The 18,434-nt window shown below is 44.4% G+C and carries 19 protein-coding genes and 1 pseudogene; 15 read left to right on the forward strand and 5 right to left on the reverse strand.

Going from position 1 to position 18,434, the window contains the following annotated elements:
* Window positions 1–7 precede the first annotated feature (7 nt).
* The 5 genes from ACVFI8_RS04480 (at window position 8) to ACVFI8_RS04500 (ending at window position 4,003) form a co-directional block, all read left to right on the forward strand.
* Window positions 8–1,318 (forward strand): TolC family outer membrane protein, encoded by a 1,311-nt coding sequence (locus ACVFI8_RS04480; protein ID WP_457873116.1) that lies wholly within the window; start codon window positions 8–10, stop codon window positions 1,316–1,318.
* Entirely contained in the window at window positions 1,318–1,929 is a 612-nt protein-coding gene (locus ACVFI8_RS04485) for an OmpA family protein (RefSeq protein ID WP_457873117.1), read from the forward strand. Before ACVFI8_RS04480 ends, ACVFI8_RS04485 begins: the two co-directional genes overlap by 1 nt.
* Before the next feature lies 1 nt (window position 1,930).
* Window positions 1,931–2,845, forward strand: a complete 915-nt coding sequence (locus tag ACVFI8_RS04490; RefSeq protein WP_457873119.1) for a substrate-binding domain-containing protein — start codon at window positions 1,931–1,933, stop codon at window positions 2,843–2,845.
* A gap of 113 nt (window positions 2,846–2,958) precedes the next feature.
* Window positions 2,959–3,606: a 3'-5' exonuclease gene (locus ACVFI8_RS04495; protein WP_457873808.1), complete on the forward strand. Its 648-nt coding sequence runs from the start codon at window positions 2,959–2,961 to the stop codon at window positions 3,604–3,606.
* 94 nt (window positions 3,607–3,700) lie between these two features.
* Window positions 3,701–4,003, forward strand: coding sequence for an RNA recognition motif domain-containing protein (locus tag ACVFI8_RS04500; RefSeq protein ID WP_248714647.1), 303 nt, complete (start codon window positions 3,701–3,703; stop codon window positions 4,001–4,003).
* Between the two features lie 33 nt (window positions 4,004–4,036).
* Here the strand turns inward: ACVFI8_RS04500 and ACVFI8_RS04505 are convergent, their stop codons facing one another.
* Genes ACVFI8_RS04505 through ACVFI8_RS04515 form a run of 3 tightly spaced genes read right to left on the reverse strand, consistent with a single transcriptional unit; the run spans window position 4,037 to window position 8,474 of the window.
* Complete coding sequence (locus ACVFI8_RS04505) at window positions 4,037–4,321, reverse strand: Fis family transcriptional regulator (RefSeq protein ID WP_248714646.1); 285 nt, start codon at window positions 4,319–4,321, stop codon at window positions 4,037–4,039.
* An 8-nt stretch (window positions 4,322–4,329) separates the two neighbouring features.
* Window positions 4,330–7,443, reverse strand: coding sequence for an efflux RND transporter permease subunit (locus ACVFI8_RS04510; RefSeq protein ID WP_457873120.1), 3,114 nt, complete (start codon window positions 7,441–7,443; stop codon window positions 4,330–4,332).
* On the reverse strand, window positions 7,443–8,474 hold the full coding sequence (locus ACVFI8_RS04515; RefSeq protein WP_457873122.1) for an efflux RND transporter periplasmic adaptor subunit: 1,032 nt from the start codon (window positions 8,472–8,474) through the stop codon (window positions 7,443–7,445). The genes ACVFI8_RS04510 and ACVFI8_RS04515 overlap by 1 nt, the downstream gene beginning before the upstream one ends.
* Before the next feature lie 401 nt (window positions 8,475–8,875).
* On the opposite strand from ACVFI8_RS04515, the gene gltS reads away from it, so the two are divergent.
* The 6 genes from gltS (at window position 8,876) to ACVFI8_RS04545 (ending at window position 12,432) form a co-directional block, all read left to right on the forward strand.
* Window positions 8,876–10,105, forward strand: coding sequence for a sodium/glutamate symporter (gene gltS / locus ACVFI8_RS04520; RefSeq protein ID WP_457873123.1), 1,230 nt, complete (start codon window positions 8,876–8,878; stop codon window positions 10,103–10,105).
* Window positions 10,106–10,285: 180 nt separating this feature from the next.
* Window positions 10,286–10,603 carry a hypothetical protein gene (locus ACVFI8_RS04525; protein WP_248714642.1) on the forward strand — a complete coding sequence of 106 codons (318 nt, stop codon included), beginning with the start codon at window positions 10,286–10,288 and terminating at the stop codon, window positions 10,601–10,603.
* A 101-nt stretch (window positions 10,604–10,704) separates the two neighbouring features.
* Window positions 10,705–11,136: a DUF3429 domain-containing protein gene (locus ACVFI8_RS04530; protein ID WP_457873125.1), complete on the forward strand. Its 432-nt coding sequence runs from the start codon at window positions 10,705–10,707 to the stop codon at window positions 11,134–11,136.
* Window positions 11,137–11,147: 11 nt separating this feature from the next.
* The gene (locus ACVFI8_RS04535; protein WP_457873126.1) at window positions 11,148–11,549 is read left to right on the forward strand and encodes a thiol-disulfide oxidoreductase DCC family protein; all 402 of its coding nucleotides are present in this window, start codon (window positions 11,148–11,150) and stop codon (window positions 11,547–11,549) included.
* Between the two features lie 30 nt (window positions 11,550–11,579).
* Window positions 11,580–11,843, forward strand: coding sequence for a DUF3081 family protein (locus tag ACVFI8_RS04540; RefSeq protein WP_457873128.1), 264 nt, complete (start codon window positions 11,580–11,582; stop codon window positions 11,841–11,843).
* 91 nt (window positions 11,844–11,934) lie between these two features.
* Window positions 11,935–12,432 carry an Mpo1 family 2-hydroxy fatty acid dioxygenase gene (locus ACVFI8_RS04545; RefSeq protein ID WP_457873129.1) on the forward strand — a complete coding sequence of 166 codons (498 nt, stop codon included), beginning with the start codon at window positions 11,935–11,937 and terminating at the stop codon, window positions 12,430–12,432.
* A 300-nt stretch (window positions 12,433–12,732) separates the two neighbouring features.
* On the opposite strand, the gene ACVFI8_RS04550 is transcribed toward ACVFI8_RS04545, so the two are convergent.
* Together ACVFI8_RS04550 and ACVFI8_RS04555 are read right to left on the reverse strand one after the other, a co-directional pair.
* Window positions 12,733–12,912, reverse strand: a complete 180-nt coding sequence (locus ACVFI8_RS04550) for a hypothetical protein (protein ID WP_248714637.1) — start codon at window positions 12,910–12,912, stop codon at window positions 12,733–12,735.
* Window positions 12,913–13,000: 88 nt separating this feature from the next.
* Window positions 13,001–13,906, reverse strand: coding sequence for a hypothetical protein (locus ACVFI8_RS04555; RefSeq protein ID WP_248714636.1), 906 nt, complete (start codon window positions 13,904–13,906; stop codon window positions 13,001–13,003).
* A 161-nt stretch (window positions 13,907–14,067) separates the two neighbouring features.
* Here ACVFI8_RS04555 and ACVFI8_RS04560 point away from each other — a divergent pair.
* From ACVFI8_RS04560 to ACVFI8_RS04575, 4 genes and pseudogenes are all read left to right on the forward strand, one after another.
* Window positions 14,068–14,280 (forward strand): annotated as a pseudogene (locus tag ACVFI8_RS04560) (VF530 family protein); the annotation flags it as partial.
* A gap of 121 nt (window positions 14,281–14,401) precedes the next feature.
* The gene (gene yegS / locus ACVFI8_RS04565) at window positions 14,402–15,340 is read left to right on the forward strand and encodes a lipid kinase YegS (RefSeq protein ID WP_248714635.1); all 939 of its coding nucleotides are present in this window, start codon (window positions 14,402–14,404) and stop codon (window positions 15,338–15,340) included.
* Window positions 15,341–15,755: 415 nt separating this feature from the next.
* Window positions 15,756–16,379, forward strand: coding sequence for an NAD(P)H-dependent oxidoreductase (locus ACVFI8_RS04570; protein WP_248714634.1), 624 nt, complete (start codon window positions 15,756–15,758; stop codon window positions 16,377–16,379).
* The gene (locus tag ACVFI8_RS04575; RefSeq protein ID WP_248714633.1) at window positions 16,376–18,301 is read left to right on the forward strand and encodes a monovalent cation:proton antiporter-2 (CPA2) family protein; all 1,926 of its coding nucleotides are present in this window, start codon (window positions 16,376–16,378) and stop codon (window positions 18,299–18,301) included. Before ACVFI8_RS04570 ends, ACVFI8_RS04575 begins: the two co-directional genes overlap by 4 nt.
* The last annotated feature ends 133 nt before the right edge of the window (window positions 18,302–18,434 follow it).

The raw sequence follows: 18,434 nt of genomic DNA on the forward strand, positions 1-18,434 counted from the left end.
AAAAGGAATGCGTTCATCTGTAATATTAGCGGCAGCTTGCTTAATAAGCGCTAATGCCGTAGCACTTTCATTAGAAGAGTCAGTGGCTAACGCCATTGATTATAGTCCAGATATTGCTGGTCAATATGCTCGTTTTCAATCGGTATTGCGTGACGTAGATGGCGCTCAAGCGTCCTATCTGCCGCAAGTCAATGTGTATGCTGCAACAGGTTATGAAGACACCTATTACAACAGCGGTGTACAGGTACCCAGTGATGAACGAAACCTAAATCGCACCGAAGTGGGCATCCGAGCTTCGCAATTGATCTTCGATGGATTAAAAACCAATGCCAATATATCGCGCTTAAGTTACGAAGCAGAATCTGAGCGGCTGTTACTATTATCTGATGCAGAGAACGTTGCCTTGGATGTAGTGAGAGTTTATCTCAACGTCTTAAAAGCACAAACCGTACTGGAGTTAAGTCAGCGCAATGTACTTGAACATGAAGAAATTTATAACGATATCCTAGAACGAACCCAAAAAGGCTTAAGTAGCAACTCTGATTTAGCACAAATTTCGGCGCGAGTTGCTACATCTAAAAGTTCGATGATTGCGGCCACCAATAACCTTTATGATTTAAGGGCCCAATACTCACGCTTAGTGGGTTTGCCTCCAGAAAGCCTAGTAAAACCACAGTTCGACAAAAAGTTAATTCCCAATAATAAAGAATTAGCTATCCAACAAGGTATTGACGCACATCCAGAAATCCAATCAGCGATGGCCGATATTGAAGCAGCCCACCAAGAAACACGTCGAGAGCGCGGCAATTATTACCCTGAGTTCAACCTAGAAGCCGTAGCAAATCATAATGATAATGTTGGCGGTATACGTGGCCCAGATAGAGATGCTCGAATTATGCTAACCATGAGCTACGACATTTTCAGTGGAGGCCGAACAACCGCTAACACCGAAGCCGCAGCTTGGCGGAGTGAGCAAGCTCGAAGCACTCGGATACGTGCGCAACGCGAAGTAGTAGAAGGAACAACCTTAGCTTGGCACGCATATGAATTATTAGCCCAGCAAAAAAACCTGTTGCAGGTGAATGTTGATGCCGCCAAAGCCGCTGAATTAGGCTACGAAGAGCAGTTTAATGTCGGTCGACGAAGCTTACTTGATGTATTGGACGCTAAAGTTGAGGTGTTTCTCGCGCGGAAAAATTACATAGAAACTGATTATGAACATGCGCTGGCCGCCTATCGGATCTTAAATGCTATGGGACGGTTAACCTATGCGCTTAGGGTTGAATATCCCGAACAGTGGCAAACGGAGGACCAGTAATGAATAAACGATTTTATCCCGTTATATTAGGCTCATTATTTTTATTCGCCTGTGCCGAAGCGCCGAATACTCATGTTAGTAGACACCAAATTGACGATCTTCGCGATCAGGATACTGATGGGGTGATTAACCAGCGTGATAAATGCCGAGACACCCCCGCAGGCACCTTAATCGACAACGTCGGTTGTGCCGTTTGGCTAAACGAGCAATCTTACGCAATAGACAACATCTTATTTGATTTAGATAAGTCTAATATCCGCCCTGAGCAGCAAGCCAAAATCACAAGTTTTGTTGCAGTGCTGAAAGATAACCAGCAGCTACAGTTAACTTTAATTGGAGATACGAGCAGTGAAGGCAGCGAAACCTATAACCACGCCTTAGCTAAGCAACGTACCGATACAATAATAAAAGCCCTCGTTACACAAGGCATAGATAGCGAGCGCGTCGCAGTTCAGGAGTACTATCAAGATACTAACTACACAGCTCAACTAAAACAGCGGAAACGCCGTGTGATTGCGGTATTTGCAGAGCAACAGTTAGCACCGCAGACTTTTTGGACTATTTATAGCTCTGAGAGAAATACTTTAAATCCTAAACAAGAGGCGCAGTAGAATGACCTTTATTAGATTTTGTATAACTTTGTTACTGCTAATCTCTTCATTTACTTGGTCAGCGAGCAGTCAACGCCTGTTAGTTGAACCTGAGCTTGTAGAACCGGTAATTCGTCTCATCAAACAGGCCAACATAGCCCCACATTTAGGCATTATAAAAACCGCTACCGTGGCGCAACATTTTATCGAAGGAAAAGGTCAAATCGGTATTAGCTCGCAACGCTGGCTTGATAGCGAAATGGCTTCCTTCACTCAGCGTTATGGCTATCAACCCACTGAACTATTTTTTAGCTCTGACGCTGCGGCTATAATGGTTCATCCAGACAACCCCTTAAATGCCATCGATATGCAAACCTTAGGAAAAGTATTTAGCTGTCGAAATAGTGAGCTGAACTATCATTGGCATGATCTGGTGGTGTCATTAAGTGAAGACTTAGGACAAGTTAAACCCTTTGCAGTTACCAATGAATTAGCGCAACACCGTCAGTTTTCAGAGTTAGTCGCTTGTGATAATGGCGCAGATAGCAACGCCGTCCAACTAAGCCGCTCTCAACTTAGTGAAACACTTAATAGCCAACCGGCGGCAATTGCTTATACCTTATACGCTAGCGATTATCAGGGAGCTAAAGCCCTGCAGCTAATTGACAAACAAGGTGAGTACTTTGATTTAAACCACCAAACCATTTTGTCTGGGCGCTACCCCTTAGCCAATGTTTACTACCTATACTTAAATTTACCACCGCAAGGCCACTATTCTCACCCGGCCTATAAACAATTCATTCAATACGCTCAAACCGAAGACGCACAACAAGTACTTTCTCAGTTTGGATTTATCCCTTTACCAGAAGAAGCCTTACACAGAAACTTAGTGACTTTGGGCCAAATTAGCCCTGAGATATCAGGTGGCTATAAATAGCGTCTCTTATTTAAGCAGGCAATAAAAGCGATACATACCCGAGTATTTATCGCTTTTCTAAATTGAGTTTGAGCGTTACCATTAGCCTTTAGTAACACAGCCCAAGAATTGCTATTTTGAATACTTCTTCCCCTGCCAATACCGCTGTCATTCTCGACTTTGAGACCACCGGCTTATCTCCTAACCAAGGAGATAGAGCGATTGAAATAGGCGCAGTATTGCTTGAAGATGGTGTAGCCACTCAGCGTTTTCAAGAATTAATGAATCCAGGGTTTAGGGTGAGTTCATTTATCGAAAGCTACACCGGCATTAGCAACCACATGCTGCAAGCGGCGCCCCCTTGTGATGAGGTGATGGAGCGTTTCTATCAATTTATCGGCAAGCACAATTTAGTGGCGCATAACGCCTCATTTGACCAGCGTTTTTTAGCGGCCGAATTTGCACATATAGGTCGTCAAATCCCTGGGGAGTTCGCTTGTTCTATGCTGCTATCAAGGCGTTTATTCCAAGATGCCCCCAATCATAAATTGGGCAGCTTAGTCGCCTATAAGAACATTGATAACAATGGGGTGTTTCACCGAGCCTTGGCCGATGCCGAGATGACAGCAAAGCTCTGGTTATGTTTACTCGAAGAATTAAATCAAGAGTACCAATTGAACGAACCCAGTTTTACACTAATGCAGAAAATCAGCGTTAAAAGCAAAAATGCCGTTAGCCAGTTTTTAACCCGCTCCTCTTGCCGAGGACCGAAATCAATATAAGCACAGATAGGGCGAATGTTTCGTAGCTTAGCACTACACTTTATGGGACAATCGCCGCCCTTTTTTAAGTCGCCCATCAACCAACAGGTGCCCCATGAACTTATTAGTCCGTAACTTAGCTCGCACAATTACCGAAACCGAGTTATCCGCCTTATTTGAAGCCCACGGAGAAGTGCAAAACTGTGATTTGGTGATGGATAAAGAAAGTGGAAAGTCAAAAGGCTTTGGCTTTGTGGAAATGGCTGACTCTGCAGCAGCGCAAGCCGCCATTAACGCCCTGAATGGCACTAAACACTCAGGCAACAAAATACGCGTTAAAGTAGCCGATGAAAAACCAGCTGAACCTCAGCCTGATGCAGATACCGATACTGGCAGCGTGTGGCCTGAAGTTGAGTAACGATTAATCCGCACCTTTAAGCGAGTATCTGATTTACTCGCTATCAAACTGAATCTGTCGCTTGGCATTGCGCAAAACAATGCCTTTAGTCGCTAATTGTTGGTCTATTTTCAGCATAAGTTGTTTTGGCTCACCAACTTGCTCAGCCGCCAGCAAGGTGGCGCGGTTATGATAAACACACAGCACCTGTAAACTATCAGGGAACCGCTGATAGTTTACTTTGTGGCTTATCCAAGAAAAACCTTCATTGTGCAATTTGGCAGCCTCACACACTTCAGTTAAGGCCGTGACAATGTCCTTATCGCGCTTCTTGTCCATTTTCCGCATTATTTTTCACTATCTGGTAAAAGTCTAGCAGCGTGTAATTGCTGATTGAGTTGCTCGGCACGGGCTTCAGGTGAACCACTGAGCCCACCGAGTAAATGATACAAACACGGTACCACAAACAAGGTAACAAAGGTGGCGAGCAACATGCCACTGAATATAACAATACCGATCGCGAAACGAGTTTCAGCCCCTGCGCCGGTGGCCAGCAACATAGGTACCGCCCCCAGTAATGTGGTCATAGCGGTCATAATGATTGGCCGTAAACGATTTGTCGAAGCCTTAATAATCGCTTCTTTTACCGCTAAACCTTGGTCGCGAAGCTGGTTGGCAAACTCAACAATCAGGATCCCATTTTTAGTCGCCATACCAATCATCATTAATAGCCCTAATTGGCTGTAGATATTAAAGCTTTCTCCGGTAATTAATAAGCCAAGTAAACCACCTAATAGCCCCAAGGGCACCGTTAGCATCACAATGGCGGGGCTTATAAAGCTCTCAAACTGGGCTGCTAACACCAAGTAACACACCAATAGTGCCATGGCAAACAGCAGCCAAATTTCCCTTTGGTTATCATAGAATTGCTTAGACTCTCCCGCATAATCAACGGTATAACCACTGGGTAGGATGTCGCTAGAAGCTTGGTTTAAAAACGTTAGCGCTTCGCCCAAGCTCACCTTGTCAGCTAAATTGGCTTTAAGGTTAATCGACTTTTTACGCTGGTAATGGAATAAGCCACGTGCCGAAGCCACATCGGTAGCTTCGACTAATGAATCTAAAGATACCAAGGCGCCGCTATCACTACGTAAATACACTTTACTTAAGTCACTGGGTGACTGAAACTGGCTCTCATCGGCTTTAAGGTATACATCGTACTCTTCGCCAAACTCTTCAAAACGCGTTTGCGCCCTGCCCCCCAATAACACTTCTAAAGTACTGGCGATATCTTCAATACTAATGCCCAATTCTCGGGCAGCCAAACGCTTCACTTGCAGCAAAATTTCGGGGGTGGTGGGATTATAATCTAACTGTACCCCGTGCATTAAACCACTATCTTTGGCTTGTTGTTCTAGTATTTGGGCATATTCATAAAGCTGCATATAGTCATCACCTTGCAACACGAATTGCACGGGTTCTCCCATGCCACCACCAAAACTAGGCTGATAAGGATAAACTTTTACATCTGGCACATCATGAGCAGCAGAGCGAATCATTTCGACCACTTCAGAGGCATTCTCTGATCGTTCACCCCAATCCTTCAAGCGAACAATAAAGAAGCCTTGGTGATCCGCCCAAGAACCAAAAGCAGGAGCAGAATAGTTGAGTGTAGCGATTGGGCCATTTTCACTCATCATCGGCAATAAGCGCTGCTCAATCTGCGCCATACTGTCTAACATGCGCTGATAACTGGTCGCCTCAACCCCTCCCACGTATACGTTCACTACGCCACGGTCTTCTTTCGGAGCAAACGCCGGTTGCTGTTGCTGATAAGCCCAAACCAATAGACCCATACACATTACAACCACCGTTACCGCACTAAACCGATAATGGATGATATTCGCTAATAAATCAGCATAACGCAGTTGCAGCGCCGCCATTGCGCGGCCAACTGAGCGACTCAGCCAAGTGGCTTTATTGGGATCTTTTTCAAACAGCTTACCGGCCATCACTGGCGCAAGCGTTAAGGCCACTAAGGATGAAAAAATCACCGCCGCTGACAGTAATACAGCAAACTCGGTAAACAAGTCACCTATCTTACCCTGCATAAATACCAAAGGTAAAAACACCATCACCAATACTACGGTGGTGGCAATTACTGCAAAATTGAGTTCTTTTGCGCCACGAAACGCGGCGACTAAAGGTGGCTCGCCAGCAGCGCGGTGACGAATAATATTCTCAACCACCACAATGGAATCGTCTACCACCAATCCAATAGCCAAAATTAAGGCCATTAAGGTGACTAGATTGATGCTATAACCCAATAAATAAGCCACTGCGAATGCGGCAACCAAAGATACAGGTACCGTAACAGCGGGGATAATGGTGGCGCTTAAACGCCCCAAAAACAAGTACAAGACAGCAACCACCAACAGTGCACAAATCACTAGCGTAGAATAGACTTCGCTAATGGCTTGGCGAATAAAGATAGTACTGTCGTAATCTACCGTTAATTCGGCACCTTCAGGTAAGAACCGCTGTAATTGCTGTAGTTCTTTATGCACTGTGTCGGCGACGTCTAAAGGGTTGGCTTTAGACATGGCTACAATGCCCAAGCCCATGCTGTCTACCCCATTGCTTTTAAAAGTGGTGGTATCTTTTTTAGCACCAATGTAAATATCCGCGATATCTGACAAGCTGATACTATCGCCACTCAAATTGGCTATTTGTAACTCGGCAAAGTCGTCAGCTTGCTGATACATGCGCTCCATGCGAACGACAATGTTTAAACTGTCATTTCTGACATAACCTGCAGGCAATTGAAGGTTTTCTCGGTTAAGAGCGGCTATCACATCGTTAGTAGTTAAACCGCGCCCCGCCATTGCGATGGGATCTAATTCCACATACATCACCCGTTCTACCAAGCCTGAGGTATTAACGGCACTGACACCAGGTAGCAGGCTTAATCGCTCAATCAGAATACGTTCTGCAAAGTCACTCAGCTCAACGCGATCTTGCAAGGTCGCAGTAAGATTCAGCCACATAAATGGCGCTTCTTCACTGTCATTTTTGCGAACTACTGGTTCATCGACGTCATCAGGTAAACGATTACGAGCACGGCTCACCGCATCACGCACATCACTCACCGCCGCTAACATGTCTGAACCTTGCTTGAAGGTGATTGTAATCCCAGACCACCCATCCCAAGACGAGGACCAAATATAGTCAATACCGTCAATTCCGCTCAGTTCATCTTCTATCGGTTTTGTGATTTGTGATTCAACGATAGAGGACGCACTGCCGCGATAAGGCGTGCCAATAGACACTACGGGGCTTTCTATATCAGGCATTTCGCGCACGGCCAACTGGCTATAACCAACAATACCAAATAGCATCAATAGCAAGCTAAGCACTATCGCCGCTACCGGGCGATACATCGACAGGTCAGAAATTTTCATCAGTTTAGTACTTCAACCTCGATACCATCATGCAGCTTTACCAACCCTTTGTGTACCACTTTATCGCCAGCGTGTAAGCCGCTGAGCACTTCTACTACATTGTCACCACGCAGCCCTAGTTTTAGTTCAACTTTCTCTACCTGTTGCTGGTTAAGGCGATAAGCAAAGCGACGGTCTCCGTCATAAGCGATAGCTTGCAAGGGGATGAGTAAACGCGGTGGTGCGTTTAAGGCTAACTCACCGGTCACCAAAGTGCCTGGTGCGATCCCCGCTTGTTGATTATCAATCGACAATTGAATGTAAACATTCAAGCTTTCGCCCCGCACTCGGCTATCAATACTGGACACCCTTGCCTCAAAGACCCGCGAATCTACACCGACTTGATGCACTGAAGCTTGCTGGCCAACTTTAATTCGCCCCAAGTAACGTGCCGCCACCGGAACATTTAAACGCAGGGTATCGGCATTATCTAAGGTCGTAAGCGTTTTATCGTTATCCAGCAGTTGGCCGGGACTTAAATCTACCAAACCTAGATTACCGCTGAATGGTGCTCGAATGGCTCGGTCCTGTAAGGCTGCCTCGGCGAGGGCTAGCTCGGCTTGCTGCATCGCGACTTCTGACTGGTAGCGGTCAACTTCGGCTTGAGTCGTCGCGCCTTTAGGCAACAGCTGCAGTAAATTTTGATGTTGGCGCAATATGTCATCAAGACGGGCTTGTTCCCGCTGTAAAACTGCGCGTTGATGGCGGTCGTCAAGTTGCACCAACAGCTGACCAGTTACGACCTTTTGGCTAGACTTAACCGCTATAGATTCGATTCGCCCATCCACCTCAGCCTTAATGTTCACCGAGTGAGCAGAAAAGACATTGCCCAATAGATGAACATGTTCACGCAGTTGCCCCTCTGCTAACGCTACCACTTCTACCGTGACAGGTTTATTGGGCGTAACTGCTGACTGAGTAGCCTTGTTACTGTAAAACATCCATGTAACAACAGTAATTAGCGCCACCATAACTACAATGATGCGTGCCATTATTTATTTACCTCTACAAACAGAGTGCAGACTCTAACGCAAGCCGAGCTAATAGGTCTATCACTTGTTAGTAAAAACACTTATAAATGCGAATGCGGCAACATTAAAACCCACAAAACCAACAATTTGCAAAATTAAACATCAAAAAATATCGACCGCAAGCATTCTAACCGCCACAAGTGCGCGAGGTTATATTAGATAAAGCGCTAGCTCATAAGAATATCAGTGTATGAATCTGTGGTTTACTCTCAACCATGATATACCTACACTAATAAACGTTTTTACCGTTGATTAATTGCAACTTTTTTGCTTTTTAGCAGCCCAAGTAAACGGATTTTACTTAGTGAGTGAAGCAACGACTTACTGAAATCACATACAGATATTGATATATAGGGTATTAAATGGGTATTGAATTGAACGATGGGGTTTTACTATTCGACTCCTTTTTCACCGCCACTATTGGCATTCTGGTTCTGTTCATTGGACGACGGATTAATCAGGCGGTAGGCTTCCTTCGTGAATTTAGTATCCCTGAACCGGTAACCGGCGGCATTTTATTTTCAGTAATGATCGGCCTAATTTATGCGCTTACATCTATAGAAATAGAGTTCACCCTAGTCGCGAGAGATATTTTGCTGGTGTACTTCTTCACCACCATTGGCATTAACTCAAGTTTAAAAGATTTACTAAAAGGCGGCATGCCTTTAGTCATTTTACTGGGTATAACCATTGCCTACATGATTTTGCAAAACCTAACCGGTATTACCGTTGCAAAAATATTTGGCTTAGAATCTGCAGTGGGCATGCTTGGCGGAAGCGTCTCGCTGATTGGCGGTCACGGAACAGCCATTGCCTGGGCTCCAAGAATAGCCGAAGAATTTGGCATTAGTAACGCCATGGAAATAGGCATAGCCAGCGCCACTTTTGGCCTAATACTAGCTAGTTTAATGGGTGGTCCCATTGCTCAGTTCCTGGTTAATCGCTACAAGCTAAGCCCTAAAAAAGAGGAGCCGCTCGATATAGGTGTTGCGGAGAAAGGCAAAAACAGCAACATCAATGGTTTTGATTTTCTAGATGCGATTTTAGCGATCCATGTTTGTATTATTCTTGGCTTTGTTCTAAATGAAGCGATTGCGCAGGCAGGCCTACAGCTTCCGCTGTTTGTTACCTGTTTATTCGCCGGTATTGTTATCACCAACTTGGTACCGAAAAGCTTGCCACGTTTAACCGGTACCAAATGGCCATCACGTAAACCCGCGGTGGCACTCATAGCCGACATTTCATTGGGTACCTTTTTAGCCATGTCGTTAATGAGTATGCAGTTATGGACCTTAATTGACTTAGCTGGGCCAATTGTAGCGATTCTTGCAGCACAATTTATTATTGCCATTTTGGTCAACATATTTGTGGTATTCCCAGCCATGGGCAGAAACTATGATGCCGCGGTGATTTGTTCCGGTTTTGGTGGCATATCTTTAGGCTCAACACCTACAGCTATGGCAAATATGTCGGCGGTTTCACAGCGTTATGGTAACTCTCATTTGGCTTTTATTATTGTGCCTTTAGTGTGTGCCTTCTTCATCGATTTAGTGAATGCGCTATTAATACCGTTCTTCCTCGCTAACTTCTAGTCAGACCAGAGGGAATGCCTTAAGGGCATTCCCTTAAATAAATAAGCGTATGTTTTTTATTACTATTTACAGGTAACTTCACTTGTTCTTAAAAAATATTTCGACAACACCTGACTAATTTCTGCTATACCTTAAACAACGGCTTGGTTTCATTACTCCCTACTTTACGGAGGCGCGTCTATGACGATGATCAGCGCTAAACAGTTTTCTGAGTGGCTACGTGAACGCTTTGGTGACGATGAAAAAGGTGTTTGCCTGTCGCGCGAAGATATCAACCAATTAACCGGCCGCCAAAGCTTTTCATTAGGTTTCGTTCACGACATTCACTATGAATTAATGCCGCATGGCATGGGCTTTGTTACCGATACCTGCCGAGAAACCTTTTATCTGGTGCCAATCAATAAACGCCCTTGGCGACAACATCTGGAACAACAGTATGAACGAGAATTATTTTGTAACGTACTGCCACTAGATAAGTCCGGCACCACCGGCGGATAAACCGACGCAAAAAAGCGTGCTTTTCTAGCCCCTAACAACGACAAACGATCCAATGCCCCCTTTGATGCGTATTCTTAATATCGAATAAACGGGATGGCATCGTGGAAAAACTACAGCGCAGTTACACCTTACTTGGGTATGCTGGTTTAGGCTTATTTATAATACTTAGTGTTGCTGTGATCATTCAGTTGCCTCTTTGGGCTCATAGCCCAAGCCAATGGTTCCTCTTCTATAGTGCCGTGATATTAAGCTTTCTAAGTGGTAGTTTATGGGCTCAAGCTATGAACGGTGATACTTTTGGCTACAAACAGTTATTCACCAGCAATGCTGTTTCCTTAGTCGGCTTTGCTTGTTTGCTTTTACCTTCCAGCACTAGCGCCTTAATCATTCTTACAGGCGGCTACATCTATATTTATTACTGTGAATGGCACGGGAAAAAGCGTAGTCGATTTTCCAAACACTACCAAAAACTGAGGTTTAGGCTTACCTCAGTGGTCGTTTTTACTCATCTACTGGTTGCTTGCTACCAGTAACCGGAGGTTTTATGCAATTAAGAATTTTTTATGACGGTCAATGCCCCTTGTGTGCAGAAGAAATGCGCCAACTAAAGTTTTTTGACCACCGAGAACTGATCGAGCTACAAGACATTAATCAAGCTGACTTCGTGGATAATTTTCCACATATAGACCGCTCTCAGGCTACTGATATACTGCACGCCGAAACCGATGCGGGTACCCTATTACTGGGCTTAGACGTCACCGCTCAAGCATGGGGATTAGTGAACCAAAAGCCTTGGATTCAACTATTACGAACACCTCTATTGAGAGCTGTTTCTGACAAAGCCTACTTGGTATTTGCTAAAAATCGCTTCAAAATTTCTCGACTACTTACCGGTAAAGCGCGCTGCGATGAACAAAGCTGCGGTATCGGCAAACAGTATGACTAATCAACTGAACCTTAGCTGATGGAGGGTTTAATGCAGCGAATTGTAGATGTGAGCTTGGTGTTGCGGGTATACGAAAAAATTACTCGCTTAGGAACCAAGCACAGTGATGGTTACCTCTATGAGGGCCTAAATGCTAATTCTGATTGGGATGGCTACACCATTACAGTTAGTAATCAGCAACTTGGCCTGAGTATTTTTTTTCACAACAAATATCAATTCTCAGTTCACGATGAAAAAGTTATCGATACTTTTATTAAACAACTTGAACGGATTGATAAAAGTCAGGTTTCCTGAGATCTAGCTCGCAAGTTGTCTCCCTATAGCTTCGGGTTTGAGCGGTAGGCGCTATGCTCTCAAAGAACTACTCACTTCAGCAGGACGCCAAGTGAAAGTCAAAACCGTAGAACAGTGGTTTAGCGAATATGCGGTAAGCCACCAACACCCCAGCAACAAAACTATTCATTGGATTATGGTTCCAGCTATTTATTTTAGTTTTGTGGGTTTGTTATGGTCGCTCCCCTTAACGGGGATAAATTCAGACACTCATAACTCATTCCCATGGTTAAACGCAGCCAGTCTATTAGCACTGCCGGTCCACTGGTTCTATGTACGTCTATCAAAGCCCTTGGCCTTAGCCATGATGCTATTTACCATTTTTTGTTTTTTACTGTGTGAGCTACTGATTTCTATCAGCCCTCTCCCCCTTTGGCAGCTAAGCTTGTCTATTTTTATTATTGCTTGGCTTGGTCAGTATATTGGTCACAAAATAGAAGGTAAAAAGCCCTCGTTCTTTGAAGATATACAATACTTATTGATTGGGCCGCTTTGGCTAATGGGCTTTGTTTTTAACTATCTAGGCCTTGAATACTCACCCAAAAAATAAGCCGCTTTGATTGATATGCTTAGTCTGTCAATACCGAAGTCTAGATGTTCTAGCGCAAAAAATAAGCCGCTTTGATTGATACGCTTAGTCTGTGAATACCGAAGTCTGTGATTACCTAAGTCTGGATGTTTTAGCGCAAAAAAATAAGCCGCTTTGATTGATATGCTTAGTCTGTGAATACCTAAGTCTAGATGTTCTAGCGCAAAAAATAAGCCGCTTTGATTGATACGCTTAGTCCGTGAATACCGAAGTCTGGATGTTCTAGCGCAAAAAATAAGCCGCTGTTGCGGCTTAGTCTACTTACACTTTAATGTTTATTGTTTCGCCTAGTCCTGGTCTGCTGGCTGGCGCCTGCTCAGGAACATCGGCTGCGGCAACGAGTTCTTGTACAGCTTTACCGTCTTGTTCTTGCTGGCTTTTAGCCAACTTGGCTGATATCACTTCCATTGACTGAGAAGTGCTTGCACCATTGATTTCCATTCTACCTCCTATTCCTGGTTATCATGCCTTTAGCGGCATGTCTGAGAAAAACTTTAGCCAGTTAGTTGCAAGGCGTCGTTTTTAGTAGTTAACCTTCACAAGTTTCGGTCGTCAATTGATGCTCTCCTTTGTCACTGCCTGAGGCAATGACAAATTCACTGACAAATCGGTAACAAGGCACTTGGCCCTGCATGACAATGGCGCTGATAGTGATCATGCCCTTATTACCCGAGCGATGATTACTCCATGCTTCTGTATCCCCCTGCTTGGGTTTTTTCATCAACTTTGTCATCGCCTTGGTATACTGTTCCCTATCTTGAGGGGTAAGACTATCTGCGTCTTTAAGACCTAAGCGCTCTGTGGTGTTTTCGCCGATTTTATCAATCAAGTTAAATGGTGAAGTTAATATCCCCCCAACAAAACCGGTGACTAAGCCCCGGCTAGCTTCTTTACCGGCTTCTTCCGCTTTACCTACCAATTCATCGGCACTGGCAATCATTTGCGGTATTTCATCGCGCAAGGCTTCACTTTCAGCTAACACCAAAGGAATTTGCGGTACCACCTTGGCTATTTGCTGGTTGGTCCCACGCACCGAGGTATTGGTATCATCAACCCGTTTCAATATAGCGGGCAACTCTGCACGCCATTGATCAGATTGCTCAATGATGGGATCTATGGATTGGCCAATCTTTGATACTTCATCAATAATTAACGGTAACTGCTGGTTAATCGTATCTATTCGGTTAAGTACTTCAGGGATCAGCGCTTGATAACCCGCACTTTGTTCGATAATTTGTGGAATGAAGGCTTTTAGCTCGGCAATTTCAGTCATGATAGGGTCAACCCTTTGAGCAGTACTATCAACTTGCTGCAACATCGCAGGTAATTGCTCTCGAAAATGACGCAACTCCAAAGTGAAAAATACAATGGCAGCAGCCAATACAAATAAACCGAGGCTCGTCAGTATTCTGGCGACGCGTAGCAAACCTTCCATAGAAAGATGTTTCCTTTTGAATAAAAGCTCGGTCAAGCTTAACCTATATAGTCGCAGGTATCAGCTTTGTTGCTTGCAAATAAAATTCTCTCGTTTTGCTTTCCCTGCAATAAACTGGAACTGATATAATGGCCAAGAACTTACAATTGGCCTTACACACTATGACCCAAGCAAACAACCCCCTTCACGGGAAAACACTGGAAAGTATTCTTAGCGAATTAGTCGACTTTTACGGTTGGGAAAACATGGGAGCAAGAATTAATATTCGCTGTTTTACCCACGATCCCAGTGTTAAATCTAGTTTAAAATTTTTACGAAAAAACCAATGGGCTCGTGACAAGGTGGAAAATTTATATTTAAGAATGAAAGGCTTAGCATAATTAACTTGTTATTTTTTTAGCCAGCCATTCTACATTATCAACAAAACTAGCGTCAGTAAGCATTAAACCCTATAGTAAAGCCATCGCTAAGAGACTGATAAAATAAGGAAATGCCGTGCAACTCCGACTCATTTTAAACGGTAAAAAAGCTCATCTTCCTGAAATTCGAGACGCCATTTATACTCTTCGCGCTCAAGGGCACGATATTCAAATAAGAGTTACTTGGGAAGGCGGCGATGTAGCGCGTCTCGTTAGCGAAGCACACCAGCAAGGCTGGAATACCCCAGAGAAAAAGCTGATGATTGGTGGTGGAGATGGTTCAGTACAAGAAGTCGTATCAGCCTTAATGTGCTACCCACTAGTACAGCGCCCCAGCCTTGGTATTCTGCCTTTAGGTACCGCCAATGATTTTGCCACGGCTTGCCAGATCCCCACTAGCCCACTTGAAGCGATACAGTTCGCGCTAGAGACCTCGCCGCAAATGGTTGATGTAATGAGCGCGACCAACTTAGAAAGCCAGCAACAATACTATTTTATGAATGTACTTACAGCGGGTTTTGGCGCGCAAGTTACCGCCGAAACGCCCGTAGAATTAAAAAACTTTTTAGGGGGTGGCGCTTATACTTTGTCTGGCATTGTGCAAGCCATCAACTTTCGCCCCTACTTAGGTGAACTCACCAGCCCAGATAAAAGCTTTAAAGGCGGTTTAATTATCGGCGCGCTATGTAATGGTAAACAAGCTGGCGGTGGCCAAATACTCGGCCCAAACGCCTACCTAAACGATGGGTTAATGGATGTATGCATTGTACGAGACTTCCCCGCAACGGCGCTCAGCCAAGTATTACAAGAAGCCACCGCGTTCAGTAATGGCGAGCAGCAAGACGGCGAATATGTGATGAGTTGGCAAACGCCTTGGTTAGAAACTCAATCTGAGCAAGCAATTCCCACAAACTTAGACGGCGAGCCCCACATATTTAATCACGCTAGATTTGAAGTTATAAAACAAGCACTTCCCTTGCTCATTGCCAAATCTAGTCCTTGTTTGGCTAGGTAAAGGGGAGAGGCTAGCGGTAATAATGTGGCAGCTTTAGTTTTAGCATAGCTATACCGCTTGGATAAACTATTTCGACTAAGCTAAAAGATAAACCACAGGCATTGAGAGTGTATATGTTGAGGGGAAAACCACGCCCTCACTGTTGAGTTGCCAGTGCATTGCTAGAAAATATATCAATTGAAGGTAAATAATACTTCAACCAGCTAAAAATGCTGCCAGCGCAATACAAAAAAACATTTTCAGCACTCTATCTAATTCGTCACTATCACATGAAAAGTCGACCTCAAAAGATCACGCTGAATGAATACATTAATCAACTTGAATTGCTCATTTTACTTGTATCCGATGGGTAAACCTACCTATATTGGAAACTGTGATACAACAGCCTGTAAAGCGGGCTCAAAAGGACTTATCAATGACCCAGCAGAAACAGAAGGTATTGTTACTGTTTGCTCACCCTTCGCAAGACCGTTCCGAAATTAATCGCCCAATGTTTAAACTGGCGAATAAAATTGAAGGGGTAACAGCCATCGACCTCTATCGCGAATACCCGACATTTAGAATAAATGTCGATAAAGAGCAACAACGACTGTTAGAACACGATGTTGTCATCATGCAGTTCCCTTTATATTGGTATTCAACACCCGCTATTTTAAAAGAATGGCAAGACTTGGTACTGGAATATGGCTTTGCTTATGGTCACGATGGCGACAAACTTCATGGCAAAACGCTACTCTGTGCCCTAACAGCAGGAGGGGCTGAATCCGCCTATCGTGACAAGGGTTACAACCATTTTACTATTCGTGAATTACTGCATCCGCTAGAGCAAACAGCCTCCCTCACCGGTATGCGCTATTTAGCGCCTTTTACGCTGTTTAGTTCTAGAACCGCGAGCGATGAAAAACGCATTGATGGACATCTTAAAAATTGGTCGACGCTACTTCATGGTTTAGTCGATAACAGGATTGATTTACGTCTGGCCGCGAACTTAGAAAAGCTCACTTCACTTCCTGAAGAACTTTTTATGGAGGTATTATGACGGGGTATTTTTTACAAGCCTTTGTTTACCTGATTGCTGCGGTACTGGCAGTTCCCCTAGCCAAAAAATTAGGGCTGGGTTCAGTATTAGGCTACCTAATCGCTGGGGTTGTTATTGGGCCTGTGATTGGTTTAGTCGGCACTGAAACTGCCACTATTCAGCACTTTGCCGAGTTTGGCGTAGTCATGATGTTATTCGTTGTGGGCCTAGAGTTAGAACCGAAAATGCTCTGGGGAATGCGCCATAAGCTGATTGGCTTAGGGGGCTTACAAGTCACCTTAAGTACCTTGGTTGTGATGGCGATAAGTTTAAGCTTTGGTTTACAGTGGTCAGTCTCTCTTGCCATAGGTCTTATTTTTTCACTCTCTTCAACCGCAATTGTGCTGCAAACCTTTAATGAGAAGGGCCTAAGCAAAACAGACGGTGGCCGTTCATCATTCTCAGTACTGCTATTTCAAGATATAGCGGTAATTCCCATGCTCGCCCTAATTCCTCTACTAGCGCTACCGGAGTTAGTAGAGCAAGCCGAACGCTTAGGCGAAAAAGCTGCTGAGCACGGCGACAGCTTAAACATTGCGGCTCACCTACCGGGATGGGCCTATGCCTTGGTTGTAATCGTTGCCATCGCCACCTTGGTGGTAGGTGGCCATTACCTTAGTCGACCGCTGTTTCGCTATGTAGCCAGCTCTGGCTTAAGGGAAATTTTTACCGCCGCCACCTTAATGCTGGTCATCGGCATTGCTGCTCTGATGGGGCTCATAGGATTATCCCCCGCGCTTGGCGCATTTTTAGCGGGTGTCGTGCTGGCCAACAGTGAATTTAGACATGAATTAGAGTCAACCATTGAGCCCTTTAAAGGTTTATTGCTAGGGCTATTTTTTATTACTGTAGGTGCCGGCGTTGATTTTGGCGTATTGCAACAGCATTGGCCTAAAGTCATCGCGATGGCCTTAGCGGTAATGCTCATTAAAGCCGCAGTACTGTTTGTGTTAGCCATCATCTTTAAAATTAAGAACAGTGACCGCTGGTTGTTTGCTTTAAGTTTGGCGCAAGCAGGTGAATTTGGCTTCGTATTACTCAACTACACGGTACAAAATAATGTCATCCCTCAAGACATTTCACAGATATTATCTTTGGTGGTCGCTTTTTCAATGTTCTTAACCCCAAGTCTATTCATACTTTATGACAAGGTGATTTTACCGCGTTACGCGCGAGCAGAAAATCATCAAGACCCCGATGAAATTGATGAAAAAGGTACCGTGATTATCGCGGGCATTGGCCGTTTCGGACAAATTGTTAACCGCTTTTTAGTCGCCAATGGCATTAGTACCGTGGTGCTGGATCACCAAGCGGGTCAAGTAGAGTTAATGCGTAAAATTAATATAAAGAGCTATTTTGGAGATGCCACTCAACCTGAACTGCTGCACACAGCGGGCATTGAAGAAGCCAAACTTATGGTAGTAACCATTGACGACAAAGAACGGGTTAGAGAGATTGTAAAATACGTAAAACATGCCTTTCCTCACGTTCGTTTAATGGTCAGAGCTTTTGACCGAGGCCACGCGTATGAGCTGCGTAGCTTAGGCGCTGACCATATCATTACCGAAGCCTACTATTCAGCTTTGGAGATGGGTGGGCGAGCGCTATCAGAGCTAGGTGTTCACCCTTATAAAGCAGAGCAACTTAAAACAGCCTTTGACCAAATAGAAAAAGATAATAAAGATAAGCTCTATCATACTTGGCTGGCGAGTAGTGAAGACAACCGATTTAATAACGACTATCGTGAATTGTTCCTGCAATTAGAAGCCTTATTAGGTAAAGCGATGAGTAAAGATCGTAGTGATGGTCACTCACTTACCGAGCGCAGTTGGACGCCGCCTCCTAAAAACTACCAAGATGACTTTAAAGACAAAAAAACTTGAGGTAATAAGCGACATTTTTACTACAGCTAAGCGCTTAGTCGGCGCTTAACTGTCGCCTGCTTTCTAGGGTAAGCGGTAACTATCTTGCCAACTATCATGGGACTAGCGCATACTTAAGCCTCTTACATTTAGG

The sequence above is a fragment of the Agarivorans sp. MS3-6 genome, from assembly GCF_054112545.1.